The following is a 23,582-nucleotide window of genomic DNA, read 5'->3' as shown; positions in this document are numbered from 1 at the left end:
CGGACCTTTCGCTTCTGGCCAACCGGTCGAACGCGGGATAGCGTCGTTGCGAAATCATCGTGGCGGGATAGAAAAATGCCGGAGAAGAACCGATTCACGGGCAAGATTGAACCTTCAATCAGAGATTATTCTTTGGCGGATGCGCTTGACCTCATTGACCAAAGGTTCGGAATCGAGAACCTGCTCGAAGACCTGAGAGCACCTCGAGACGGTCTGATTTCCGGATATTACAAGTATTCGAAATGGGGCTATGAGCGCTACAGTGGTGGAGCCGCCATGCATGTCGCGCTTGCGGACGGCGATGATTACAAAGCGGACGGGCTCAAGATGCAGGGCCGCACCGTAGTGCAAAACGCGCAAAAGATTGGTGCGACCCGAGTGCTTGAGCTGGGTTGCGGTCAGGCATTCAACGCGCGCTTCGTCGCCGGCCGAATGCCGAGCGTCGAAGTCGTCGGGCTGGACCTTATGCAGCACCACGTGGTCTCCGCCAATGAACGCGGCTCAAATCTTTCCAACTTTCGCGCGGTGCAAGGCAGTTTTACGGACATTCCCAAAGGACTTGGGAAGTTCGACGTCATCTTCGGAGTCGAAACGCTCTGTTACGCCTCGGATGCCAGTGAGGTCGTCGAGCAGGTCATGGAGCACCTCAGCCCCGGCGGCGTGTTCCTGATCTTTGATGTGTTTCGCAAGCCGGATTTCGAAAACTTTTCGGAAGATCTGCAGCGTGCCGAAGTGATCAATGAGCTATGTATGGCGATTTCGGACGGTTTTTTCACCGAAGGCGAGTGGGAAGAGGCTATGAGATCAGCAGGCATGGTCGGCATCAGAACTCGCGATCTGTCGCATCTTTGCATGGGAACCTGTCGACGCCTTGGACGGGTTGCACTGCTTTACATGGTTCAGTGGCGTTACCGACTCATGCACCGGTTCGTGCCCAAACATCTCTCGCGAAATGCAGTGTCCGGCTTCTTGGGCACCTATGCAATATTCGGCGACACGACAGCGCCAGATGTGGACAAAGGAATTGTCCGGTACAATCTCGTGCGCGGCATGAAGCCCCGATGAGCGTCAGCCGGTCTTTCGTGACAGGATTGACGGCCAAGCAGAAATGCCCTTCGCGACCCGCATGAAAGCGCGCTTTGCGACCTTTCTTTCAATTTCGCCATAGGTCAGGTTGCCAGCAAGCAGATCGAACATCGACTCGTGCAGGAGCGCTGAAGTACCAACCTTTTGCTTGAACAGGTCGCGCATTTGCGAAGAGAACGCGATGACACGTAGTCGCCGGACTTTCTCCAGGTCATCCTGAATATACTTGATCCGCTTGAAGTAGGCGCGGTCAGCCCGCATCGGACGTCCGGCCGCGATGACCTCGGCAGCGGCTTCGGCCGCCTCGCCACCACTTTCGATCGCCAGGGCGATCCCCTCACCCGTGATAGCATCCACGAAACCGGCTGCGTCCCCGGCGAGCAATATATTTCCGCGTCCCGGTTTCTCACGGAAATCGCCGAAGGGGATGTGGGCGCCTTTGACTTTCACAGTCGCAGGGTCGACGCCCTCTTGAACCAAATAGGCATTCATGCGTTCCCGCAAATCCTGCTCATGCCCTCGTACACCTGCAACACCAATGGTGCGGCTGTCCTTTTTCGGAAAATTCCAACCGTATCCCCACTGGACTATATTGAATTCGATTGACATTGGGGCTTCCGGTTCACAGCCCTTCGCGGTTTCGACTTCGTAAGCGAACCCGATTTTCTCCGTATCGAAGGCCTTGCCAAAAAGATGTTTGGCGACCGGACTAGCCACGCCATCGCAACCGATCAGCACCGAATACTCGATGCGGCGACCGTCCGCGAGCAGGAGCGCGTTCTCGCCATCGAGGAACTCGGCCACACGCGTTCCGGTCATGTCGACTGCCCCGGCCTTCAACGCGGAGTCCAGTAACCAAGCGTCGAATATCGTTCGATAGGTATAGGTCAGCTCGTATGGCGCTTCCAGAAGACGCTCTTCGTTTCCTTCCCAGTGCAGGCCGAACTTGTGGGAGACGAGGTACATGTCCTGCGGCATTTTCATGTCATGCAGACGTGCGATGGCCTTGTGCGATCGTGGCGATACGAGCGCACCGCACAGCTTGGGCCGTGGGAATGTGGCCTTGTCGATCAACGCCACCGATCGCCCAAGATCACGGGCGCGCCGGGCGGCGGTCGCACCAGCCGGCCCTGCACCAATGACAACGATGTCGAAGGAGTTTTCATCGGTCATGACTGTCTTTATCCTGCGCGTCCCATACCGTTTCCGGGTTCTACGAGAAATGTCGGAAAGTGAGAAGGTCTTATGCCATAAGCTGACGAAATTGGCGGAGTTCATCGAAGGGCTTGAAACTTCATCCCACTAATATCACATTCACGAAAATGAATTCATGAGGCTGAGATATGGCGCGATTTCTAAAAATGACCTGCCTGAACTGCGGTATCGTCAACCGGGTTCCGGGCGAGAAAATCGGCGCTGGGCCGAAATGCGGCACGTGCGGGTCGCGTATGAATGACGGCAAGGTTCGCGAGATGGACCCTGCTGTTCTGGCGAAGGCGGCGAAAAACGACGATCTGCCGTTGCTCGTGGATTTCTGGGCGCCGTGGTGCGGACCATGCCGGATGATGGCGCCAGCCTTTCAGGAAGCCGCCCAGTCGCTCGCACCAAACGCTCGCCTCGCGAAAATCAACACCGAGGACTATCCCAAGGTGTCGATGAAGAACAACATCCGCGGCATACCGGCGTTGATCCTCTATCAGAACGGCAAGGAAATCGCGCGACAGGCGGGCGCGATCCCGGCAAACGCGATTGAAGATTTCGTGCGGCAGAAGGCCAAGGTCACCTCGTGAACGACGCCATACCCGCTTGACACTGAACGCATAAAACGCCAAATACCGGCGCGTTGGGGCCGTAGCTCAGTTGGGAGAGCGCGTCGTTCGCAATGACGAGGTCGTCGGTTCGATCCCGATCGGCTCCACCAAATCCCAGTCAGTCAGTTCGAAGCCTGACGCCGGAGGACGCTCCCCTGCTCGGGGCCATTTCCCAGTTCCGAAATGAGGTATCCGCCTGGATAGGTCGGTCGCTTGCGCTGCGTCAGGAAAAGCGGACGCCTCCGTCGCGGGAGGAGGCGAACCACTGCTGCCCGCAGATCAAGTGCAATGCGTACCATCGCCTTCACGAACCATGGAGCCGGTTCATATCCCATCGCTTCCAAAAGCGGATCATCCATCATGGCTCGGATTACGGGACGGCCAAGCGGAAATAGTGAGCGCGGCAAGTAGAAACCAAGAAGCAATTCGACCGATGCATCTGCGATTTTCTTGTTCGTTTCAGCAAATTGAAAATGCGATGCCCCGTAATCTCGGTTAAGCGCCTCGAAGCCCGCGAAATCGCTTGGTAGGTCCGTTATCCCCATGCGGCTTCCGAGATCTATGTAGTAATTCGTCCATGCCCGGACTTCATGGTCCTTGAACTTGCGCTTCGCGTTTTCCGCACACCAGCGCACGGGTTCGCAAACGAATGTAGACAGGACGTAGCGCATGTCTTCGTTGGAGATGCGAAACCGCCCATGAATTGCGTTTAGCCGTTCCACCGCCGCGCGACCCCTCTCGCTGTCCAGCCCGTGCTCCATCGGCTCGGACAAGAGAAGCTCGGTATCATCGTACCGTTTGCGCGGTGCCGCCTCGAACTTGCCTGTTCGTGCCAGCAGGCCCGAAATCGACGGCACGGCGTATGTGCGAAACAGGGCGAATTCGAGCGCGCGCTCGATATCCCACGCGAACTCGATCGAACCGAGCCAACGCGCAATGTCGGCGTATTCGGTCTCTGGGTCGCGGTCCAGACCGCTGGTTTCCGTGATCGGCGTCATCCCTCAATCCGGATCGTGGTCCAACTGTCGGCTCCGTCGAAATAATGCACGCGCAACCGGTCGAGTACATCCGGGTCATCGGCGAGTCTCACATTCCCGGCGCGTCGGTCGTTTACGATTCCCTGCCAGTGGGTGACGGCGCCGCAGGTCTGACAATGGTGGAAGGCAAGCTCGTGGTCCCCCCGTGTGAATGCGACGGTTTCGCCCTCGCCCTTCGTGAAGGTCAGCGTTCCGGGTGGATCGTAAGCCCAAAGTGCCATGTAGCGGCGGCAAGCCGAGCAATTGCACGAGGTCACATGGTCGGGCCAAGTCACCGTGAACGTCACGGTGCCGCAAAGGCAGGAGCAGGAGATAGTATCGCTCAATAGAAATGCCTCCGAGTTTCCCCGAAGGCAGACCCTCCGGCGCGTGTCCGGAGGGTATCATGATATGCCTCAGCCGTCTTGTCGGATGCGTGCGTTGGTTGGGTCGTGTGGGCTGTCTTCGCAGATTTCCGCGTCCCACAGCTGGCCCTGCATCTTGACGTTGAGCTTGGCTCCGACCGCGGCCTTGTCCGGGCTGACGTAGCCCATGCCAATGGATTTTCCGAAAGCGACCGAATAGCCGCCCGACGTCAGACGCCCGACCTTGGTGTCGCCGTCATAGAGCGCCTCGCGCCCCCAAGGGTCGGCATCTTCGGGTCCGTCGATCAGAAGCGTCACGCACATCGAACGGATGCCTGTTTCCTGCATCGCTTCCTTGCCGTGGAAGTCCTTTTCCATGTCGACGAAACGGTCCAGCCCGGCTTCCAGCGGTGTCGCATCACGGCCAAGCTCGGTGCCGAAGGCGCGGTAGCTCTTCTCTTGACGCAGCCAGTTCTGCGCTCGCACGCCCGCTGGTTTCAGCCCATGTTTCTCGCCCGCTTTCATGAGCAGATCCCACAGGTAGTTCTGCATCTCGATCGGGTGGTGAAGCTCCCACCCAAGCTCGCCGGTATAGGCCACGCGGATCGCCATGACTGGGCACATCTTCAATTCGATGTTGCGCATCGACAGCCATGGGAAGCGTTTGTTGGACAGCGCCATGTCCGGGTCAGCGTCCACGATCAATTCCTTGAGGATGTCGCGGGCGTTGGGTCCGGCGAGTGCGAAGACGCCGTATTTCGTGGTCACATCCTCGCGGTTGATGCGCCCGAACTCGTCCTCTTTGTCTTCGATCGCCTTGTAAAGGTAATCTTCGTCATAGGCGTGAAGCCCCCCTGCGGAGACGAGGTAGTAGCTATCCTCGGCCTCGCGCACAATCGTGTATTCCGTGCGGGTCGTGCCGGTTTCCGTCAGGGCGTATGTCAGGTTGATGCGGCCCACTTTAGGCAGTTTGTTGGTGGTGAACCAGTCGAGGAACGCGGTTGCGCCCGGTCCCCACACGCGGTGCTTGGCGAAGGCGGTCGCGTCCACCATGCCTGCGGCGTTGCGGATCGCTTCGGCCTCGGCCTTGGCGTATTCCCACCAACCACCACGACGGAAGGATCGTGCGTCGTGGTCGAAGTTCTCGGGCGCGTCCAGCGGACCGTAGTAGTTCGGACGTTCAAAGCCGTTCACGACACCGAATTGCGCGCCGAGCGCTTTTTGACGGTCGTAGGCTGGGCCGGTGCGCAGCGGACGGCAGGCTTCGCGCTCCTCGTCAGGGTGGTGCAGGATGTAGACGTGCTCGTAGCACTCTTCGTTCTTGCGGGCACCGTACTCGGTGGTCATCCAGTCCTGCCCGTATCGCTTCGGATCGAGCGACGCCATGTCGATCTCGGCCTCGCCCTCGACCATCATCTGGGCGAGGTAATAACCGGTGCCGCCTGCCGCCGTGATCCCGAAGGAGAAACCCTCTGCCAACCACATGTTGCGCAGGCCCGGCGCCGGACCTACAAGCGGGTTGCCGTCTGGCGTGTAGCAGATCGGGCCGTTGAAATCATCCTTCAGGCCCACCGTTTCCGAAGACGGAATGCGGTGAATCATCGACATGTATTCTTCCTCGATCCGGTCCAGATCGAGCGGGAAGAGGTCGGCGCGGAAGCTGTCGGGCACGCCGAACTCGAACCGCGCTGGCGCGTTGCGCTCGTAGGGTCCGAGTATCCAGCCCCCGCGTTCTTCGCGGACATACCATTTGGCATCCGCATCGCGCAGCACTGGGTGCTGCGGATTGGTCTTGCGGTATTCCACCAGCGCGGGGTCGGGCTCCGTAACGATGAACTGGTGTTCGACAGGGATCGCAGGCATCTTGATGCCAAGCTGCTTAGCGGTGCGTTGCGCATGGTTACCGGTGGCCGTCACGACATGCTCGGCGTGGATCTCGAACTCTTCCTCCGTGGCGATCAGGTTGCCACCCTTTTCGCCCGTAATTCTGCCTTTGACGATCCAGTGGTCACCTGCCCATTCGTAGCTGTCCACCTGCCGCTTGCGCAGGATCTCGACGCCCCGCTGCCGCGCACCCTTGGCCATCGCCATGGTCACATCGGCCGGGTTAATGTAGCCATCGGTCGGGTGATACAGCGCGCCCTTCAGGTCGTCGGTATGGACCAGCGGCCAGCGGTCCTTGATCTGGGAGGGCGTGAGGAATTCGTACGGGATGCCAACGGTTTCGGCCGTCGAGGCGTAGAGTTCGTATTCGTCCATCCGCTCATCGGTTTGCGCCATGCGAAGGTTGCCGACCACGAAGAAGCCGGCGTCGAAACCTGTCTCTTCTTCGAGCGTTTTGTAGAACTTCACCGAGTAGTCGTGGATATGCGAGGTCGCATATCCCATGTTGAACAGAGGCAGGAGGCCGGCTGCGTGCCATGTGGAGCCCGAGGTCAGTTCGTCGCGCTCGAACAGCACCACGTCTTTCCAACCTGCCTTTGCCAAGTGATAGGCGATCGACGCGCCCACTGCGCCGCCCCCGACCACCAGTGCTTTCACATGTTTCGTCATGGCACACGACTCCCTTGTTCGTCCGCGATCAAAATGGCGCAATACGGAATCGGAGGACAAATTCGCCCGACGCTTGATGGTGCAAAAGCGACCAACGGCACCGCTAAGTAGGTGTCATCGCCCAAGGCTGTCCAAGAAACCGTCAACTGGAAGGACAGGGCGAAGCAACTGAGCTAGTTCGTCCAGAACCGGGTCCTCGGGGTCGAAAAGCGCGTAGCACACGAAATCTTCGATCATCGCGGCCTGTTGCTCGTACCCGAAGGCGAAGAAGTCGGCGCTGTCGCGGTTCGCGTAGTAGTACGGATCTTTTGATCTGAGGCTTTCATTGCCAGACGCCTGCGGCGAATAGCCAGTGCGGTCGCGGTTTTGCCATTGCCAGATATGGACCAATTCATGCGCCATGAGGACGGAATGGGGAAATGGCACGGTCTCGGGCATGCCCTCAAAGGCGTCGAACGGATACCATCGGTAGGAAAAGTAGATGTTGTCGTCGAGCACGAATGCGGCTGGCCAGTCCCAGTAGGGGCGCGGGCTCGGTTTGCGCACACAGAGATCGTCGGGCGGCTTGCGGGGTTCTACCGTTCCGGCGGCGGCATCCACCCTAGGATCCGGGTTCTTGGGCCGCCACGGAAGTGGCGTCAGCCCTGCGCCCGCCATGATGCTCACCTCATCGGTGCGCAGAGTGTCGCCGAACAGGTTCTTAGCGAAGATCGTTTCGTTCTCGGTCAGTGGTCGCGCGCAAGCGGTGAGCGAGAGCAAGCCGAATATGAGGGCGCGTTTCATGCGGCGAGTTTGGCGCGCCGCGTGGCAGGGTCAAGCGGATTGCGCTGGTCAGAGCATTCCCGGCACGACCTGATCCGGTGGACGGTGGCCGTCGTCGAAGGTCTTAATGTTGATGATGACCTTTTCGCCCATCTCGATCCGGCCTTCGACCGTGGCCGATCCCATATGCGGTAAAAGTACAACGTTTTCGAGCTCGCGCAGCCGCGGGTTTCCTTCACTGCCCTTCTCATAGACGTCGAGGCCGGCGCCAGCGATCTCGCCGGCGCGTAGCATTCGGGTCAGCGCATTTTCGTCGATCACTTCGCCACGCGACGTGTTGATGATGACCGCGTCAGATTTCATGAGTTTCAACCTGCGGGCATTCATGAGGTGGAAGGTCGAGGGCGTGTGTGGCGCGTTGATCGACAATACATCGACCCGGCTCACCATCTGGTCGAGACTCTCCCAGTATTTTGCCGTCAATTCCGCTTCGATGTCGTCGTGTAGTCGCCGCCTATTGTGGTAGTGAACTTCCATGCCGAAGGCATTCGCGCGTCGTGCCACGGCCTGTCCGATCCGGCCCATGCCGAGAATACCTAGCCGGAGACCCGCAATTCGGCGGCCCAACATAGCCGAGGGCGACCACCCTTCCCAAGTGCCTGCCGCCATGAGGCGCACGCCTTCGGGTAGTCGGCGTGACAGCGAAACGATCATCGCCATGGCCATGTCCGCCGTGTCATCGGCCGAAACGCCGGGCGTGTTCGACACGAGGATACCCCGCTGCCGCGCCGTGCCGACGTCGATATGATCGACGCCCGCCCCGTAATTCGCGATCAGCCTCAACCGCTCACCAGCCTGCGCCAGAAGCGCCTGATCAATCGTGTCGGATAGCGTTGGAACAAGAACATCGGCGCGTTTCATGGCAGAGGCCAACGCGTCGCGGCTCATTGGTTCGTCGGTTTCGTTTAACTCGACGTCGAAAAGGTCGGCCATGCGCTTTTCGACTGCCTCAGGCAACCGTCGCGTTACGACAACACTCAACCGCTTCCGAGCCATCCATCGCCTCCCGTGGCTTGCTTTTTTCAGCGCGCGTGATGCATCGTGTCAGGGAACGCAAACAGGCACAAGTCAGCGCGAAAGAAAATTGCGCGGCAAAAAAATACAACAAGCGTTCACGGGCAGTAGTTATGACACGTATAAGCGCGTTCCTGGCGTTTTCGGCTCTCGTGGTGGGACTCCTCGTCTCCGCCGCCGAAGCGCGTGCGGCAGAGCGGGGGCCGGTTACGAACCTCCCTATACCGCGGTTCGTCTCGTTGAAGGTCGGCGAGGCCAACGTCCGACGGGGTCCATCCTTGACCCACCGGATCGACTGGGTTTTCAAACGGCGCGGTATGCCGCTCACGGTGGTCGGCGAATTCGGCCACTGGCGACAAGTCCGTGACCGGGATGGCGTTGGTGGCTGGATTCACTACTCCCTAATTTCAGGAGCACGAACCGGGATCGTGGAGCGCGACCTGGCACCCGTGCGAGCGCGCGATGCGAGCGACGCGCAGATCAAGGCCCGGCTCGAAGCTGGCGTCGTAATATACCTGGATCGGTGTGAACCGGTTTGGTGCAAGGTCAAGGTTGAGGGACATCGGGGATGGATGGAGAAATCCGCGCTCTGGGGCGTCAAGCCAAACGAAGTGTTCGACTAGCGGTGGAAGAGGTCTCGACACCCTCTATGGCGCGGATGCTGGCGAAGCAGAACCGCCGAATGCTTGTCGTTCATGCTGATAGCCAGGCGCTCTCGGATATCCTTATGGGACGGGATGGCTTTTTTCCGAAATTGGCTGAACGTGCATTGCGCGACGGGATACCGACCCGCGCGGTTCGTGCGAACTCCAAAGTCGCGGACATGATGCGAGACCAGAGTCTGGGCTACGTACATATCATGTTCGGAGATCGCGCTGGATACGCGCCTGACCGACTCCATGTCGGTGCCGGACCGGTGAGAGGGTTCTGGTACCTTGATGAACTGGGAATCGGACCAAACTCCACGCTGAGATTCGGCCAGTTCGCGCCGGAACGGATCGACAAGGAAGCCGCAGAGTACTTTTTCAACGGCGTCACCAGTTGGCAGCTCGAACACAATATCTCCCCTGTCGACCAGCCATCACGGCTTGATCCGCCTCCGGCGAAGGCACGGGTCGCGCTATTCTGCCAAGAGATCGAGCAGCAGCCGATCCGAATGCACTACCTGTCTACAGAGCAAATGATACGTGCAATCGCCGAATACGAGACGCAGAAGGTGATCTACGTGAAAATGCATCCGATGCAGTCGAAACCGATGCGACGCGCCATCGTCGCCGTTGCCCAAGAGTACCCGAACGTCCAAATCTCGGAGGCATCGGTACATGATCTCGTGGCCGCTGCGGACCTAGTGGTGACGCAGAATTCAAGAGCGGGCTTCGAAGCATTAATGCAAAAAAAGCCTGTCGTGACCTGCGGGAAGTCGGACTATTGGCAGGCGACGCTGACCGCTCGGACCGCAGAGGATCTGTGTGAAGCCCTTGATTTCGGTGTCGAAGCGATGGCCGACTTCCCTTACGAGAAGTACTTTTTCTGGTACTTGCATCGCCATCTGCTTGAAGAAGCGAAAGAGGATTTTGCCGAACGCGCATGGACCCGGATCGTGGAAAAAGCTTTCATCTGAGGATCCGACTACTGTATCCCGATTGCGAAACTTCGGTGGCGCGATGAACGCAAACAATCGCTTGAACCTGTCTGCCGGTATCGCTTCGGCAAGCATCGCATTGACCCTCGTCGCTTTGAAGATCTGGGCCCTGGGCGGCACCGGCGCGCTATCAGTGGCCGCCTCGCTTGCAGACAGCGCCATGGACCTGATGGTTTCGATCGGCGGGTTGGTCGCGATCATTTATGCAGCCCGGCCCGCAGACGAAGATCACGCTTTCGGACACAGTTCGGTTGAGGATCTCGCAGCGCTTGGCCAATCGCTTTTTATCCTGCTTTCGGCTGGGGTGATCGGTTACGCCGCAATCATGCGCCTGTTCGCAGGCGAGCCGGTGCCTTTGACCAACGAAAGCCAAGGCATCGCCGCGATGGTCCTGTCGATTATCCTCACGCTCGCGCTGGTGTTGTGGCAACGCTACGTGATGAAACGAACAAAAAGCCGCGTGGTTGCAGCAGATAGCCTGCACTACGTGGGAGATCTGTTGCCTGCGCTGGGTGCCATCCTGTCGCTTTGGGCCAGCCGCACATTCGGGTTGGAAACCATCGACAGTGTGGTTGCCATCGGTGCGGCGATCATGCTGGCAGTCGGGGCCATCGGTATCTTCCGCAAGGCATTCGATGCGTTGATGGACAGGGCCGCTGACGAGGAAACCATCGCGGGGATCGAAGCACTGGTGCGCGAGTTCCCTGGCGTGCATGGGTATCATGACCTCAAGACGCGGACCGCTGGCTCAGTGACCTTCGTCAACCTCCATATCGAACTGGACGGGGCTCAAACACTCGACGAAGCGCATGCCATCGGAGCGGCGTTGAGACGGGAGATACTTAGTGCTTTTCCAGGCACCGATGTGTTGATCCACAAAGACCCAGTTGGGGTCGAGCCTCACCCGGACGACCCCTCCCGTACCTAACTCGGCCCAATATTTCCCAACTGGAGGATTTACTCGGCAGCAACTAGACCTCGGCCCTTCAGGAGTGCATCTATTTCGGGCATCTTGCCACGAAAGGCGAGGTAGAGATCTTGTGCCTCAGCAGACCCTCCGCGCGACAGGATATTGTCCTCGAACGCACGGGCAGTGACCTTATCGAAGGCGGAACCGGCTTCCAAGAACGCTTCGAACGCATCCGCGTCCATGACTTCGGACCACATGTAGCTATAGTAACCCGCCGAATACCCGTCGCCGGAAAAGACATGTGCGAAGTGCGGTGTTGCGTGCCGCATCCTGATCGCATGGGGCATTCCAAGGTCTTCCAACACCTCGGCCTGTTTTTGCATCGGGTCGACAGGCGCAGGGCCGGAATGGAACTCGAGATCAACCAAAGCGGAGGCGACGTATTCAACCGTGGCAAATCCCATGTCATAGGTTGCCGCGCCGAGAAGCCGGTCAAGCAATTCCCGTGGCATAGGCTCACCGGTTTCGGCGTGTGTCGCATACTCGGCCAGGACCTCGGGCACTTCGAGCCAATGCTCGAAGAGCTGGCTTGGAAGCTCCACAAAATCCCGCGCAACGGACGTTCCAGAGATACTTTCGTACGTCACGTCAGAAAGCATCTGGTGCAGCGCGTGGCCGAACTCGTGGAAAAGGGTTCGTGCATCGTCAAAGGAAAGAAGCGTTTGGTTGTTCGCCTCAGGTCGGGCAAAATTGCAGACGTTCACGACAATTGGACGCGTCTCACCACCGAGTTTCTTCTGACTTCGCATCGCGGAACACCATGCGCCAGAGCGTTTCGACCCGCGTGCGAAGTAATCCCCCATGAAGATCGCAATATGATCTCCGCCACGAGTGACCTCATAGGTTCGAACATCGGGGTGATACCCGGGTGTGTCGAGGCGTTCGAACTTGAGCCCGAACAGCCGGTTAGCGGTTGCGAAAGCGGCCTCGATCATCCGATCGAGTTGCAGGAATGGCTTGACCCTCGCCTCGTCCAAATCGTGTTCTTCCTGTCGCCGTTTCTCAGAATAGTAGTGCCAGTCCCAAGGTTCGAGCGGGCCGGCTACGCCATCGGCGTGCAGCATTTGTTCGAGGATCGCCGCGTCGTTATTGGCCGCGTTGCGCGCCGGCCGCCAGACATCGTTGAGCAACTCGCGTACGCGGTCCGCGGTCCCGGCCATCTGAGTTTCAAGCTTGTATGCTGCAAAGTTGTCGTAACCCAAGAGCCGGGCTCGTTCTTCGCGCAACTTCAGCACCTCGGCAGCGATGGCACGGTTGTCCGTCTTTCCCCCGTTCGCACCGCGTGCCGTGTAAGCTTCGTATGCACGCTTGCGCAGGTCTCGGCGCGGCGATGCTGCGAGGAACGGCGTAATCAGGGAACGGGACAGCGTGATGACAGGGCCACCTACGCCCTTTTCTTCGCCTGCTGAGCGGGCAGAGTCGATTAGAAATTCCGGGAGCCCTTCGAGGTCGCTCTCAGACAGTTCCATAAACCATTCACGCTCATCAGCCAGGAGGTTTTGGGTGAACCCGGTACCCAAAATGGCGAGCCTTTCCATGATTTCACGGTACCGATGGCGGTCCGCCCCCGTCAGCTCAGCCCCCGCGCGCGTGAAGCCTCGCCGCGTCAGCATAAGGACCCGGGCCTGTTCTTCGGTCAGGCCGAGGTTCTCACGTTCCTGCCAAAGCGCTTCGACGCGAGCGAACAGGCCTTCGTTCATCAGGATGTCGGACGAGTATGCGGCCATCTTAGGTGACAGGTCGCGTTGCAGCGACTGCCGCGCTTCGTTCGCGTCGGCGCCTACCAGATTGTAGAACACACCTGCGACCTTTGACAGCGTCGCGTCAGCCATTTCGAGTGCTTCGATGGTATTTTCGAACGTGGGCGGCGCTTCTTGCGCCACAATCGCATCTACGGCTGCACGCGCTTCGGACAAGGCGGCATCCATCGCCTCGGGGAAATGGTCGTCCTGGATTGCTTCGAACGGGGGTAGTTCGTAGGGGTCTGTCCAGTCGGCCAATAGCGGATTTGCCATTCAGATCTCCTTCAAGGAAGAGCTAAGCGCGGGACCCGGTTTGTCCAGTCTCGCGCCGCAAACCGGGCAATCGGGACGCGGTTTCACACGCACAATTCTCGAGTCGGCATAGAGTGCATCATATATCAGGAGCCGGCCCGCCAGCGTCTCGCCCGCTTCCGTCAGGTACTTGATTGCTTCGACCGCCATCATTGAGCCAACGACGCCGGGGAGCGGTCCGGCTACCCCCGCTTCGGAGCAGGAAGGTGCGAGGCCGGGATCTGGCGCTTCTGGAAACACGCATTGGTAACAAGGCGCGCCGGATGCCGGGTGCCAGATCGAAATCTGCCCCTCCCACTGGGTCAATGCCCCTCCGATTACGGGAATGCGCAGGGATGCGGCGATGCGATTGACAAGGTAACGGGTCTCAAAATTGTCGCACCCCTCCAAGACCAAGTCGTATTCGGCAAAAAGATCTGCGGCAATGTCTTCGGTAAGGCGGCGGTTGTATGGCCGCACGACAACGTAAGGGTTTTGCGCCTTCATCGCGCGCTCTGCCGAAAAAACCTTGGGCGTGCCAATATCTTCGTCTCGGTGGATGACCTGGCGTTGAAGGTTGGAATTATCCACGATGTCGCCGTCGATCACGCCAACGGTTCCTACGCCCGACGCTGCGAGATACAGCAGAGCGGGCGACCCTAGTCCCCCTGCCCCGACCACTAAAACCCGCGCGTCTTTCAAGGCCTTCTGCCCCGGCCCGCCGATCTCGCGCAGGACAATATGGCGGGCGTATCGTCCGAGTTCGGCTTCGCTGAATGAACCTTCTTTCTTGACCTCTTGCGGTGCTGCATGGTTGCGAAGTCGTTTCAGCCCCTCGCGGTAGATCGCCACGAGCGCAATGCCTCCGACAAGGGTGGCCCAAGCCGCAAAATTGCCTCCGAACAGGCGCGGTAAAGGGTGGTTCGATGGGAATAGCGCGTGGGTCAACAGTACGACTGCCAGCAAGAGGGCGATCAAGGTGACCCGACGGCGCTTTGGCTGGTCCAGCACGTGACCGATTCCCCAGATCGCGATTGCGACGAAAAGAACGAACATATCAGTTTCGTCCGGTCGAACCGAACCCCCCGTCGCCTCGTCCACTTTCGGAAATCTCAGTCGCGACTACATAAGCCGCTTGAGTCACCGGCGAAATGATTGCTTGGGCTATCCGATCGTTATGGTGGAGTGTGTAGGGCTCGGTCCCGAGATTTATCAGCAGGACGCCAAGCGCCCCACGGTAATCGCTGTCGATCGTACCGGGCGTGTTGGGAAGCGAAATGCCGTGGTTCAACGCAAGTCCGGAACGGGGACGGATCTGCATTTCAAATCCTTGCGGGATTTCGACCCTCAAACCGGTAGGGATGATCCGGCGCTCAAGGGGGGCGAGCGTTATTCCTTCACTGCGATGTTCGATGGGCAAATTGGCACGTAGGTCAGCGCCCGCCGCACCCGAGGTTTCGTAGGCTGGGACCGCGACGCCGTCGTCAGCCCATTCCTCGCGTATCACCTTTATCACCGGTGTCATGTCAGCGCCTCTGCGACACGGGCTGCCAGCTTGCGCGCCACCTGATCCTTGGTCATCCGAGGCCATTCCTCTGCGCCGCCGGAGGAAATGAGAACAACCGCGTTTTCGGAGCCTCCCATGATCCCGGTCTCGGGCGACACGTCGTTGGCGACGATCCAGTCGCAGCCCTTGCGGTCGCGCTTTGCTGTGGCATGGGCCACGACATCGTCTGTCTCAGCGGCAAAACCCACGACCAGCTTTGGGCGCCCATCGACCATTTGGCTCACAATGGCGAGGATGTCGGGGTTTTCTGCGAACTCCAGGCTAGGCAGGCTGCCCGACGTATCCTTTTTGATCTTGCTGGCGTTGGCACTGGCCACCCGCCAATCCGCAACGGCGGCCGCAAAGATCGCGGCGTCGGCGGGGAGCGCGACTTGCACGGCACCAAGCATCTCTTGTGCGGTTTCGACTGCGACGACATTGACGCCGGCCGGTGGCCGCACATCTGCCGGACCGGTAACGAATGTGACCGACGCCCCGAGAGCCGACAACGCTGCCGCGATCGCCGTACCTTGCGCACCCGAAGAGCGATTGGCGATGTAGCGCACTGGGTCGATCGGCTCGTGTGTCGGCCCAGACGTAACGAGAACGTGTTTCCCTGCAAGCGGGCCTGCGGACAGTGCTGCCGAGATTGCGTCCGCAATTTCGTCGGGCTCGACCAGACGACCAAAACCGAATTCGCCACATGCCATTGCACCTTCGGTCGGCCCTGCAAAGAGAACGCCGTCGGCCTTCAGCAAAGCAGCATTGCGCTGGACCGCCGGGTGTTCCCACATCCGCACGTTCATCGCGGGGGCGACAAGCACTCGCTTGTCTGTGGCGAGAAGCAATGTCGATGCCAGATCGTCCGCCAATCCGTTGGCCATTTTTCCAAGCAGATCGGCTGTCGCAGGGGCCACCACGACGAGGTCAGCGTCGCGGCTAAGCTCGATATGTCCCATCTCGGCCTCGTCCGTGAGGTCGAAGAGATCGGTGTAGACCTTTTCCGCCGCCAACGCCGATGCGGACAATGGCGTGACGAATTCTTCGCCTGCGCGGGTAATGACGGGCACCACGCTGGCCCCGCGTTCCCGGAGTTGACGGATCAATATCAACGACTTGAACGCCGCTACCCCGCCACCGATGATCAGAAGAATGCGTTTGCCTGCCAGCATGTTGGTTCCTTTGACCCTTGTTACGCCGCTGTCGCCGATGCGTCCACTACTGGAAAGCCGCGCACGGGTCTTCGCGTAAAGCCGCCGGCGCGTCGAGTATGATGTCGAACCCTCCATCCGGTTCGAGGCCGTCTTCGGATTGACCAAGCGTGACGACCGACAGTTCTGGAGCGGCCCGAGCTATGTAGAATGGCACCCCCCAGTCATTGCGGGCGTGTCCGTTTCCGGTGATGATCGCGACCGGACCTCCGGTCGCCCGATGCGCCTCGATCGCCGACTGTGCCAGGGTAGCGTCACGGAGCCTTTGCACGTCCACCATCGCTGGAAGCAATTCTTCCGGCAGCGCGCCGCAATGCGCCTCGTGCTGCAAGGCAAGCCGTTCTTCCAACTCGTCGTCGCCGAGAGGCTCCTTTAGCGAGAAAATTTCGGCGTCGCCTGCGAAACTCTCAGCCAGCCCGTCTTGCATGGCCGCCTGGCTCACGTCGCGTGGAACTGCCGCGCCAAATATCTCAGCTCCACGGGCCGCCGCGAATATCGGATAATACATAGAAAAATCCGGCCAGCCGCTTTTGCTCCATTGCAGAACTTCGGCCAGCGTTTCGGCGTCAGTCGGCCGGCCTCCACGAACCTCGCTCGCCTGCATTTCGGTCAACATCTCGAAGACGACCGCGGCCGGCGCGATGTCCGACACCGCTTCGGCCTGCGTCATATGATGCGCGGCGTTGTCATGCACTTCGCCCAGCACGTAAATGTCCGCCTCGATTTCGGCGAAGGGTCCGGCTGAAGCCGGCGTTGCAATGAGCAGGAAAGGTAGTAAATGGAGCATGTGCGCACTCTGGCGACTAGCGCGTCCCGCGGCAAGCCCGCTCACGTTGCTTTCATCGCGCTGGAGTGGGTGGTAGGTCAATCACATGACTTTGAGCCTGCCTGACCTGACGCTCGTGATCGGAGGAGCCGCCTCCGGCAAGTCGGCCTATGCGGAGCGACTTGCCGAGAGCACCGGGCTCCCGTTGACCTACATCGCGACTGCGCAGGCGTTCGACGATGAGATGAAGCTCAAGATCGCGGCACATCAAGCTCGTCGTTCATCACATTGGACAACGGTCGAAGCCCCGCTTGACGTGGCCTTGGCGCTTTCCGATATCGGCACAGGTCGCGTTGTGCTGTTGGACTGCGTGACGCTCTGGTTATCAAACCTACTGGTCGCAGAAGCCGATCTCATGAGCCAGGAAACACGCTTACTCAACGCACTCATAGCGTGTCCCGCACAAGTGGTCATCGTCACGAACGAAGTCGGCGCTGGCATTGTGCCCGACAATGCGCTCGCACGCCGGTTCCGTGCCGCGCAGGGGCGACTGAACCAAACGCTCGCGGCGCGCGCATCGCACGTCGTCGGGGTCATGGCAGGGCTGCCCTTCGCTCTGAAAGGCGATCTGACGGAACTTTCCACATGACCAAGGTCTGGTGGGTCCGCCACGGACCGACACATCGTAAGGCGATGGTGGGGTGGAGCGACATCCCCGCCGACCTTTCAGACACCGCCGCGCTCCACCGTCTATCAACCTATTTGCCGCGTGTCCCGATCGTTTCGTCGGACCTGATACGCGCCGCCGATACCGCGAGTGCGATACAGCGAGGTCGCCCGCGCCTTGCCAACGAACCAAACCTGCGGGAACTCAATTTTGGCTTTTGGGAAATGCGATCAGGCAAAGAGCTTCATGATGAAGATCCCGACGGTACCCGCGCCTTCTGGGACGATCCGGAGAACAATGCACCGCCTGGCGGTGAAAGCTGGCGATCTCTCGAACACCGGGTCAATCCGGTCGTAGACCGGCTTGTACGGGAAAATCCCGAAGGATTGATCGTGGTCGCCCATTTTGGGGTCATACTGAGCCAGGTCCGTCGGGCACTCGAAGTGCCGGTCACAAGGGTTTTGGCGCACAGGATCGACAATTTGTCGGTCACCCAACTTGCCATAGGGCCGGCACGATGGACGGCGGGACCGATCAATCACCTCCCGTGATGGCACGCGCACAATTTGGAATTTCCCTGCAAAGTCCGCTGCTGTTAGCCTTCGTTTCGCAACGGACAAGGTAGCTCATGACATATTCCCTCTATATCGGCGACCAAACATTTTCGAGTTGGTCGCTGCGCGGCTGGCTCATGCTGCGAAAGTTCGGGTTGCCCTTCGAAGTTCACATGGTCGGTCTCTATGACGGGACCATGACCGAGGACCTTGCCGATCTCGCCCCTGCGCGGCTCGTCCCTGTCCTGCGCACACCTGAGGGCTTGGTAGTTGGCGACACAGCGGCTATGGCCGAGACCCTTGCGGAACGCCACCCAGACGCACGACTATGGCCAGAAGACCCCGCCGCACGGACATTGGCCCGATGGATGGTTGCGGAAATGCACTCAGGCTTCGTGGCATTACGCGATGAATGCCCGATGCAACTTCTCCATCAGTATGAAGGATTTACTACCTCGGACCCGGTCCGCGCCGATCTCGACCGGATCGAAAAACTCTGGTCATACGCAAGAGAGCGTCATGGTCAGAAGGGCCAATGGCTCTTTGGATCCTACAGCCTTGCTGACGTGTTCTTTGCGCCGGTCGCGGCTCGGATCGCGGGCTATGCCCTAGCGGTAGGTACTGAGGCACAGGAATACGTTGCTGCGACACTGAATGACGCGGCATTCCGCGAATGGCGCGAGGAGGGGCTGAAGAAATCCTATGATCCCGTACCCTACGCTCTGGACCTGAAGACTCGCGATTGGCCAGCCTTACCTCTTACGCATTAACACTTCGCTAACCATACAGCGCTTAATCTTCGTTAAGTCAGACGGAGAGGCGGATGGTCGCACGGTCCTACACAGTTGCTTTCGAAGGTGTGGAGGCGCGTTCGGTCGAAGTTCAATGTGCTCTGTCGCCGGGCGTGCCGGCGTTTTCGATCGTTGGATTACCGGACAAGGCGGTATCGGAGGCACGCGATCGCGTACGCGCGGCTTTAGCGGCCATGGCCATCGCGCTTCCAGCCAAGAAGGTGACGATCAATCTTTCACCCGCAGACTTGCCCAAAGAGGGGTCACATTTCGATCTACCCATCGCTCTTGCCCTTCTTGCCGCAATTGGCGTTATCCCGGCCGAAGAAATCGAGGGCACCATGGCGCTCGGGGAGTTGTCTCTTGATGGGAGCCTTGTTCCGGTGATCGGCGCGCTTCCCGCAGCGGTCGCGGCCGCAGATTCCGAACGTGCCCTTGTTTGCCCGAGCGCCTGCGGCGCCGAGGCCGCATGGGTCGGAACGGCAAAGGTCATCGCGGCCGCAACGCTCGCCTCTGTCATCCAGCATTTCACCGGTCAGTCACCACTTTCCCCTGCAAAGCCAGGCGAAGTCACTGAAGATCGCACGTTTCGTGATCTTTCCGACGTTAAGGGGCAGGAACGTGCCAAACGTGCCATGGAGATCGCTGCCGCAGGGCGGCATCATTTTCTTATGACCGGGTCGCCTGGTTCGGGAAAATCGATGATCGCCGCGCGAATGCCGTCGATCCTGCCACCTCTTACGCCATCGGAAGCACTTGAGACTTCGATGATACATTCGCTTGCCGGATTGATTGACGAGGGCGGGATATCACGGTCACGGCCGTTTCGCGACCCCCACCACACCGCGTCTATGGCCTCGATTGTCGGAGGCGGACGGGGAGCCAAACCTGGTGAGGTGAGCCTTGCCCACAACGGTGTGCTCTTCCTCGACGAACTGCCGGAGTTTTCGCGCCCGGTTCTCGAAACCTTGCGGCAGCCGATCGAGACCGGCGAGGTCGTCGTTGCCCGAGCCAACGCCCATGTTCGCTATCCCTGCCGCTTCATGTTGATCGCGGCGGCAAACCCCTGTCGTTGCGGCTATCTCGCCGACGCGTCACGGGCCTGCGCGAAGGCTCCGATCTGCGGCGAGGACTACCTCGGCAGAATCTCCGGCCCCCTCTTGGATCGCTTCGACCTCAGGTTAGAAGTCCCGGCCGTTTCTATTGCCGATCTGGACATGGCGCCAAGCGGAGAAGCATCGGCATCGGTTGCAGAACGCGTTCGTCACGCTCGAGAACGCCAGGCCAACCGATACAAGGATGCTCAGGGCCTACACCTGAATGCTGACGCGGAAGGCCAAACGTTGAACGAAGTCGCCGCCCCGGATCCGGAAGGTCGTGATTTGCTGGCCAAGGCGGCGGACCGCTTCGGCCTTTCGGCGCGTGGTTATCATCGGGTGCTACGTGTGGCTCGGACCATCGCCGATCTGGCCGGCGAGGAACATGTACGCAAACCCCATGTCGCCGAGGCATTGAGCTATCGGATCACGACGATGCGTATCGACTAAGTTCGGCTTTTTCCTGGCCGAGTGACATCAAGCCTTCTGGCGACAAAATCCGCGACACCTTCGAGCGCATCCCGGGCCTCGGGCACCCAACCGTCGAATATCTGGAAAACGTGAGGAGCGTCCGGCCAAACCTGTTCTTCGACATTACCACCAGCATCGCGGAGGATTGCGGCAAGGCGGCTCGCATCGTCGCGAAGTATTTCGGTTTGAGAATACTGGAGGAGGACTGGAGGCGGATTGAGAAAAGTCGCGAATATGGGCGACGCTGCACAGTCGCTTACATCACCACTGCTCAGGTACCAGCGCGCCACATCCTTCCGTCGGTTGGCTGGCAGCATCGTGTCACGATGCTCGTTTTCCCTGATCGAGGGGCTTTGGAATGTGAAATCCGTATGAGGAGACAACGCGAATAGCCCCGCCGGTCGCTGACCACGCGAGCAAAGTTCAGCGAGCAACGCAAGAGCGATATTACCCCCGGCGCTGTCGCCGGCGAGCACAATTCGGTCGGGCGAATACCCGCGCTGCAACAGCGCTTCCCACGCGGCGCGGATATCCTCAATCCCTGCCGGGAACGGATGTTCGGGCGCAAGCCGATAACGTGGCGCGAAAACTTCGACACCCGTCAGCCACGCCAGTCTGGCGAGTAAGGCGGCGTGGGTTTCCGGCGCACCGGCTATGAACCCGCCTCCATGAACATAGAATATGAGACGGTCACTCGGGACCGGGCGCGTCGCGGGCCGAGCGGATACCCAAATGCCGCTTACGCCCCCCTGCAGTCGCGCCTCACGTTGAAGCGCATAAGGTGGCATTCGGAAGAACCGACGCGCTCCCTTCTCTAGCAGTTCACGGTTCGCGGCCGGATCTCGGGCATGACTTAGCACCGGCTTGACGAAGATACGTAGAACCAGACCTAGTGCACGCAGACGGATGCTCACGACAGGCGCGCCTCGATTGCCTCCCATATCTTCGCCGCGATATTCACGCCATCGAAGCGTTCGAGTTCCTGTATGCCTGTTGGCGAGGTGACGTTAATTTCGGTCAGCCAATCCCCAATCACGTCGATCCCCACAAAGATCTGGCCCTTTTCACGAAGCAGAGGGCCGATCCGTGCGCAGATTTCCCTATCGCGGTCGGTCAGTTCCACTTTCTCGGGACGCCCGCCGACATGCATGTTAGAGCGCGTCTCGCCTTCCGCGGGCACACGATTGATCGCACCGACCGGTTCTCCGTCGATGAGGATCACGCGCTTATCCCCTTTCGACACGGCGGGGAGATATTTTTGGGCGATGAGCGGCTCGTTGTTTATGCCGGCAAAAAGTTCGTGGAGGCTCGAAAGATTTCGGTCATTCGGATCGAGCCGAAACACGCCCGCGCCTCCGTTCCCATACAAAGGCTTCAGAATGATATCTCCGTGCTCGGATTTGAAGCTTTTTAGGTCGGCGAGAGAGCGGGCGATCATGGTCGGAGGTGTGAGATCGGGGAATTCAAGTACGAGAAGTTTCTCCGGATAGTTCCTGACCCAAAACGGATCGTTCACGACCAGTGTGTCGGGGTGGATCCGATCCAGGATGTGCGTGGTTGTGATGTACCCCATGTCGAACGGCGGATCTTGGCGCAGCCAAACAACTTCGAAATCTGACAGATCGACCTTTTTCTCTTCGCCGAGCGTAACATGGTCACCTTTCAAACGGCGCAATTCCATGGGCCAACCCCGCGCCGTCACCCTGCCCTCCCGAAAACAAAGCCGGTCGGGTGTGTAAAAGAACAAGTCGTGTCCTCGCGCCTGTGCTTCTTCGGCAATCCGGAACGTGCTGTCGGCGTCGATGTCCACGCCTTGGATGGGGTCCATCTGAAAAGCGACCTGTATGGTCATTGGTCTCTCCCGAAATTTGCACATTACATGGCGCGTCCCGGAAGAAAGGGCAATGGTCGCCTACAGAGTGATGTTTTCCAACCGCTCGATCTGTCCTGAGCGGTCGACCATTGCGAGATCGAACCGCATGTCGGCCTGCATACCATTGGGGCGTTTGGACAAATACTCCACTGCCGTCTGGCAAATCCGATCGAGTTGAGCACTCGCTAATGCCTCAGCCGCGCGCCGGAAATCGCGCGACTTTTTGACTTCGACGAAGACGTACGCTTCGCCACAACGGAAAATGAGATCAATTTCGCCGCGTGTCCCACGCCATCTCCATGCCTCCAAAGAGTGCCCAAGTCTTACGTACGCGCGCGCAACGGCGTCTTCCGCGGACAAGCCCTCGAGATAGTTGGACCGCCCGGACATCACTGGCCCTTTCCTATTTCCAAGGCTGCCTGATAAACTTGGCGCTTGGGCAGGCCGAAGGCTTCGGCAACTGTGGAAGCTGCATCCTTCACGCGCATCGTTTCCAACGCTTTCCGCAGAGCTTCCTCCATAGCCTCCTTGCTGACTTCCTCGCGCCCACGGTCCACCACAAGGACGATTTCGCCTTTTGGCGCACCCACTTCAACGGAACGCCGCAGTTCCGCGAGCGTGCCGCGGCGCACCTCTTCGAATTTTTTTGTCAGTTCACGGCAGAGTGCGACCTGCCGCTCCGATGCTCCTAATTCACAGAGATCAGCTAAAGTATCGTTAATGCGTCTTGGGCTTTCGTAGAGGATCAAAGTGGCTGGAATTTCCAGCAGGTCGATAAGCCATGTCCGTCGCGAACTCTTGGCGCTTGGTGGGAAGCCCGCGAACAGGAAACGGTCGGTCGGAAGGCCCGAAAGACTCAGTGCTGTAGGCACTGCTGACGCGCCGGGTGCGCTCGTGACCATATGGCCCGCCGCTCCAGCTTCTCGCGCGAGCGCGTAACCGGGATCCGCAATGAGAGGCGTTCCCGCTTCACTTACAAGCGCCACCGAGAGATCTTCAGAAAGAAGTTTCATGAGCCCAGCGCGGCCGTCCGGGCCGGAGTGGTCATGGTAGGGAATGAGTGGGCGTTTATCGATAGCAATGCCGTGAATGGAGAGCAGTTTTCGCGCAGTTCTGGTGTCTTCTGCAGCGATAACGTCGGCGCTGGCAAGGATATCCAGCGCGCGAAGCGTGATGTCTCTAGCGTTGCCGATCGGCGTCGCGACGAGGTATAGGCCCGGGTCCAGAGGGGTCACCTTAGGTTTCAAGGGTGGACCTGCCTTTCGTGACGTTTATTATGCCGCCTGTTGCGGGG

At 59.4% G+C, this 23,582-nt stretch carries 24 protein-coding genes and 1 tRNA gene; 10 read left to right on the top strand and 15 right to left on the bottom strand.

All coding sequences use genetic code 11. The annotated features are described in order from the left end of the window. Positions 1–75 precede the first annotated feature (75 nt). Positions 76–1,065, top strand: a complete 990-nt coding sequence (locus KJP28_RS17265) for a class I SAM-dependent methyltransferase (RefSeq protein WP_218393872.1) — start codon at positions 76–78, stop codon at positions 1,063–1,065. Positions 1,066–1,068: 3 nt separating this feature from the next. Here the strand turns inward: KJP28_RS17265 and KJP28_RS17260 are convergent, their stop codons facing one another. Then, positions 1,069–2,259 carry a geranylgeranyl reductase family protein gene (locus KJP28_RS17260; protein WP_218393871.1) on the bottom strand — a complete coding sequence of 397 codons (1,191 nt, stop codon included), beginning with the start codon at positions 2,257–2,259 and terminating at the stop codon, positions 1,069–1,071. A gap of 170 nt (positions 2,260–2,429) precedes the next feature. On the opposite strand from KJP28_RS17260, the gene trxC reads away from it, so the two are divergent. Together trxC and KJP28_RS17250 are read left to right on the top strand one after the other, a co-directional pair. After that, positions 2,430–2,876 (top strand): thioredoxin TrxC, encoded by a 447-nt coding sequence (trxC, locus tag KJP28_RS17255; protein ID WP_218393870.1) that lies wholly within the window; start codon positions 2,430–2,432, stop codon positions 2,874–2,876. Positions 2,877–2,931: 55 nt separating this feature from the next. Then, positions 2,932–3,007 (top strand) — tRNA-Ala (locus KJP28_RS17250). Positions 3,008–3,019: 12 nt separating this feature from the next. Here KJP28_RS17250 and KJP28_RS17245 read toward each other — a convergent pair. From KJP28_RS17245 to KJP28_RS17225, 5 genes are all read right to left on the bottom strand, one after another. Then, a complete protein-coding gene (locus KJP28_RS17245; RefSeq protein WP_218393869.1) occupies positions 3,020–3,895 on the bottom strand; it encodes an oxygenase MpaB family protein in 876 nt (291 codons plus the stop codon). After that, positions 3,892–4,260, bottom strand: a complete 369-nt coding sequence (locus KJP28_RS17240) for a GFA family protein (protein WP_218393868.1) — start codon at positions 4,258–4,260, stop codon at positions 3,892–3,894. Before KJP28_RS17240 ends, KJP28_RS17245 begins: the two co-directional genes overlap by 4 nt. 69 nt (positions 4,261–4,329) lie before the next feature. Next, positions 4,330–6,831, bottom strand: a complete 2,502-nt coding sequence (locus KJP28_RS17235; protein ID WP_218393867.1) for a GcvT family protein — start codon at positions 6,829–6,831, stop codon at positions 4,330–4,332. A gap of 114 nt (positions 6,832–6,945) precedes the next feature. Then, complete coding sequence (locus KJP28_RS17230) at positions 6,946–7,614, bottom strand: hypothetical protein (RefSeq protein WP_218393866.1); 669 nt, start codon at positions 7,612–7,614, stop codon at positions 6,946–6,948. Between the two features lie 48 nt (positions 7,615–7,662). After that, positions 7,663–8,649 carry a 2-hydroxyacid dehydrogenase gene (locus tag KJP28_RS17225; RefSeq protein ID WP_218393865.1) on the bottom strand — a complete coding sequence of 329 codons (987 nt, stop codon included), beginning with the start codon at positions 8,647–8,649 and terminating at the stop codon, positions 7,663–7,665. 131 nt (positions 8,650–8,780) lie between these two features. Here KJP28_RS17225 and KJP28_RS17220 point away from each other — a divergent pair, with 131 nt between their 5' ends. Genes KJP28_RS17220 through KJP28_RS17210 form a run of 3 tightly spaced genes read left to right on the top strand, consistent with a single transcriptional unit; the run spans position 8,781 to position 11,237 of the window. Further along, entirely contained in the window at positions 8,781–9,290 is a 510-nt protein-coding gene (locus tag KJP28_RS17220) for an SH3 domain-containing protein (protein ID WP_218393864.1), read from the top strand. A gap of 26 nt (positions 9,291–9,316) precedes the next feature. Further along, positions 9,317–10,288, top strand: coding sequence for a capsular polysaccharide export protein, LipB/KpsS family (locus tag KJP28_RS17215; RefSeq protein WP_218393863.1), 972 nt, complete (start codon positions 9,317–9,319; stop codon positions 10,286–10,288). A 43-nt stretch (positions 10,289–10,331) separates the two neighbouring features. Beyond that, a complete protein-coding gene (locus KJP28_RS17210) occupies positions 10,332–11,237 on the top strand; it encodes a cation diffusion facilitator family transporter (RefSeq protein ID WP_218393862.1) in 906 nt (301 codons plus the stop codon). A gap of 29 nt (positions 11,238–11,266) precedes the next feature. Here KJP28_RS17210 and KJP28_RS17205 read toward each other — a convergent pair whose 3' ends face one another. Genes KJP28_RS17205 through KJP28_RS17185 form a run of 5 tightly spaced genes read right to left on the bottom strand, consistent with a single transcriptional unit; the run spans position 11,267 to position 16,856 of the window. Further along, positions 11,267–13,294, bottom strand: a complete 2,028-nt coding sequence (locus KJP28_RS17205; RefSeq protein ID WP_218393861.1) for a M3 family metallopeptidase — start codon at positions 13,292–13,294, stop codon at positions 11,267–11,269. Next, the gene (locus KJP28_RS17200; protein WP_218393860.1) at positions 13,295–14,368 is read right to left on the bottom strand and encodes a HesA/MoeB/ThiF family protein; all 1,074 of its coding nucleotides are present in this window, start codon (positions 14,366–14,368) and stop codon (positions 13,295–13,297) included. Between the two features lies 1 nt (position 14,369). Then, complete coding sequence (gene dut / locus KJP28_RS17195) at positions 14,370–14,837, bottom strand: dUTP diphosphatase (protein WP_218393859.1); 468 nt, start codon at positions 14,835–14,837, stop codon at positions 14,370–14,372. Further along, the gene (gene coaBC, locus KJP28_RS17190; protein WP_218393858.1) at positions 14,834–16,030 is read right to left on the bottom strand and encodes a bifunctional phosphopantothenoylcysteine decarboxylase/phosphopantothenate--cysteine ligase CoaBC; all 1,197 of its coding nucleotides are present in this window, start codon (positions 16,028–16,030) and stop codon (positions 14,834–14,836) included. The genes dut and coaBC overlap by 4 nt, the downstream gene beginning before the upstream one ends. Positions 16,031–16,076: 46 nt before the next feature. After that, positions 16,077–16,856 (bottom strand): ChaN family lipoprotein, encoded by a 780-nt coding sequence (locus KJP28_RS17185; RefSeq protein WP_218393857.1) that lies wholly within the window; start codon positions 16,854–16,856, stop codon positions 16,077–16,079. 85 nt (positions 16,857–16,941) lie between these two features. Here KJP28_RS17185 and cobU point away from each other — a divergent pair, with 85 nt between their 5' ends. From cobU to KJP28_RS17165, 4 genes are all read left to right on the top strand, one after another. Next, positions 16,942–17,484, top strand: coding sequence for a bifunctional adenosylcobinamide kinase/adenosylcobinamide-phosphate guanylyltransferase (gene cobU, locus KJP28_RS17180; protein ID WP_218393856.1), 543 nt, complete (start codon positions 16,942–16,944; stop codon positions 17,482–17,484). Next, positions 17,481–18,053: a histidine phosphatase family protein gene (locus KJP28_RS17175; protein WP_218393855.1), complete on the top strand. Its 573-nt coding sequence runs from the start codon at positions 17,481–17,483 to the stop codon at positions 18,051–18,053. Before cobU ends, KJP28_RS17175 begins: the two co-directional genes overlap by 4 nt. Positions 18,054–18,130: 77 nt before the next feature. After that, complete coding sequence (locus tag KJP28_RS17170; protein WP_218393854.1) at positions 18,131–18,826, top strand: glutathione S-transferase; 696 nt, start codon at positions 18,131–18,133, stop codon at positions 18,824–18,826. A 53-nt stretch (positions 18,827–18,879) separates the two neighbouring features. Further along, the gene (locus KJP28_RS17165; protein WP_218393853.1) at positions 18,880–20,394 is read left to right on the top strand and encodes a YifB family Mg chelatase-like AAA ATPase; all 1,515 of its coding nucleotides are present in this window, start codon (positions 18,880–18,882) and stop codon (positions 20,392–20,394) included. Here the strand turns inward: KJP28_RS17165 and KJP28_RS17160 are convergent. Genes KJP28_RS17160 through rsmI form a run of 4 tightly spaced genes read right to left on the bottom strand, consistent with a single transcriptional unit; the run spans position 20,391 to position 23,523 of the window. Beyond that, positions 20,391–21,329, bottom strand: coding sequence for an alpha/beta hydrolase (locus KJP28_RS17160; RefSeq protein WP_218393852.1), 939 nt, complete (start codon positions 21,327–21,329; stop codon positions 20,391–20,393). The two genes, KJP28_RS17165 and KJP28_RS17160, sit on opposite strands and share 4 nt — an antisense overlap. Beyond that, the gene (gene gshB, locus KJP28_RS17155; protein WP_218393851.1) at positions 21,326–22,267 is read right to left on the bottom strand and encodes a glutathione synthase; all 942 of its coding nucleotides are present in this window, start codon (positions 22,265–22,267) and stop codon (positions 21,326–21,328) included. The genes KJP28_RS17160 and gshB overlap by 4 nt, the downstream gene beginning before the upstream one ends. Before the next feature lie 60 nt (positions 22,268–22,327). After that, positions 22,328–22,678 (bottom strand): YraN family protein, encoded by a 351-nt coding sequence (locus KJP28_RS17150; RefSeq protein ID WP_218393850.1) that lies wholly within the window; start codon positions 22,676–22,678, stop codon positions 22,328–22,330. Next, complete coding sequence (gene rsmI, locus KJP28_RS17145; protein ID WP_336245357.1) at positions 22,678–23,523, bottom strand: 16S rRNA (cytidine(1402)-2'-O)-methyltransferase; 846 nt, start codon at positions 23,521–23,523, stop codon at positions 22,678–22,680. The genes KJP28_RS17150 and rsmI overlap by 1 nt, the downstream gene beginning before the upstream one ends. Positions 23,524–23,582 lie beyond the last annotated feature (59 nt).

Origin of the sequence: Maritimibacter dapengensis, from assembly GCF_019218265.1 — a bacterium.
Taxonomy (GTDB): Bacteria; Pseudomonadota; Alphaproteobacteria; order Rhodobacterales; family Rhodobacteraceae; genus Maritimibacter; species Maritimibacter dapengensis.
This window is presented reverse-complemented; position numbering and strand designations above follow the sequence as displayed.

Excerpts from the sequence above, each read along its gene's own strand:
- KJP28_RS17200 (WP_218393860.1), bottom strand. The coding sequence starts at position 14,368 with ATGTTCGTTCTTTTCGTCGCAATCGCGATCTGGGGAATCGGTCACGTG.
- KJP28_RS17230 (WP_218393866.1), bottom strand. The coding sequence starts at position 7,614 with ATGAAACGCGCCCTCATATTCGGCTTGCTCTCGCTCACCGCTTGCGCG.
- KJP28_RS17235 (WP_218393867.1), bottom strand. The coding sequence starts at position 6,831 with ATGACGAAACATGTGAAAGCACTGGTGGTCGGGGGCGGCGCAGTGGGC.
- KJP28_RS17165 (WP_218393853.1), top strand. The coding sequence starts at position 18,880 with ATGGTCGCACGGTCCTACACAGTTGCTTTCGAAGGTGTGGAGGCGCGT.
- KJP28_RS17170 (WP_218393854.1), top strand. The coding sequence starts at position 18,131 with ATGACATATTCCCTCTATATCGGCGACCAAACATTTTCGAGTTGGTCG.
- KJP28_RS17215 (WP_218393863.1), top strand. The coding sequence starts at position 9,317 with ATGGCGCGGATGCTGGCGAAGCAGAACCGCCGAATGCTTGTCGTTCAT.
- coaBC (WP_218393858.1), bottom strand. The coding sequence starts at position 16,030 with ATGCTGGCAGGCAAACGCATTCTTCTGATCATCGGTGGCGGGGTAGCG.
- KJP28_RS17220 (WP_218393864.1), top strand. The coding sequence starts at position 8,781 with ATGACACGTATAAGCGCGTTCCTGGCGTTTTCGGCTCTCGTGGTGGGA.
- KJP28_RS17225 (WP_218393865.1), bottom strand. The coding sequence starts at position 8,649 with ATGGCTCGGAAGCGGTTGAGTGTTGTCGTAACGCGACGGTTGCCTGAG.
- KJP28_RS17245 (WP_218393869.1), bottom strand. The coding sequence starts at position 3,895 with ATGACGCCGATCACGGAAACCAGCGGTCTGGACCGCGACCCAGAGACC.
- KJP28_RS17150 (WP_218393850.1), bottom strand. The coding sequence starts at position 22,678 with ATGTCCGGGCGGTCCAACTATCTCGAGGGCTTGTCCGCGGAAGACGCC.
- cobU (WP_218393856.1), top strand. The coding sequence starts at position 16,942 with ATGACTTTGAGCCTGCCTGACCTGACGCTCGTGATCGGAGGAGCCGCC.
- trxC (WP_218393870.1), top strand. The coding sequence starts at position 2,430 with ATGGCGCGATTTCTAAAAATGACCTGCCTGAACTGCGGTATCGTCAAC.
- KJP28_RS17210 (WP_218393862.1), top strand. The coding sequence starts at position 10,332 with ATGAACGCAAACAATCGCTTGAACCTGTCTGCCGGTATCGCTTCGGCA.
- KJP28_RS17175 (WP_218393855.1), top strand. The coding sequence starts at position 17,481 with ATGACCAAGGTCTGGTGGGTCCGCCACGGACCGACACATCGTAAGGCG.
- KJP28_RS17205 (WP_218393861.1), bottom strand. The coding sequence starts at position 13,294 with ATGGCAAATCCGCTATTGGCCGACTGGACAGACCCCTACGAACTACCC.
- KJP28_RS17265 (WP_218393872.1), top strand. The coding sequence starts at position 76 with ATGCCGGAGAAGAACCGATTCACGGGCAAGATTGAACCTTCAATCAGA.
- dut (WP_218393859.1), bottom strand. The coding sequence starts at position 14,837 with ATGACACCGGTGATAAAGGTGATACGCGAGGAATGGGCTGACGACGGC.
- gshB (WP_218393851.1), bottom strand. The coding sequence starts at position 22,267 with ATGACCATACAGGTCGCTTTTCAGATGGACCCCATCCAAGGCGTGGAC.
- KJP28_RS17260 (WP_218393871.1), bottom strand. The coding sequence starts at position 2,259 with ATGACCGATGAAAACTCCTTCGACATCGTTGTCATTGGTGCAGGGCCG.
- KJP28_RS17185 (WP_218393857.1), bottom strand. The coding sequence starts at position 16,856 with ATGCTCCATTTACTACCTTTCCTGCTCATTGCAACGCCGGCTTCAGCC.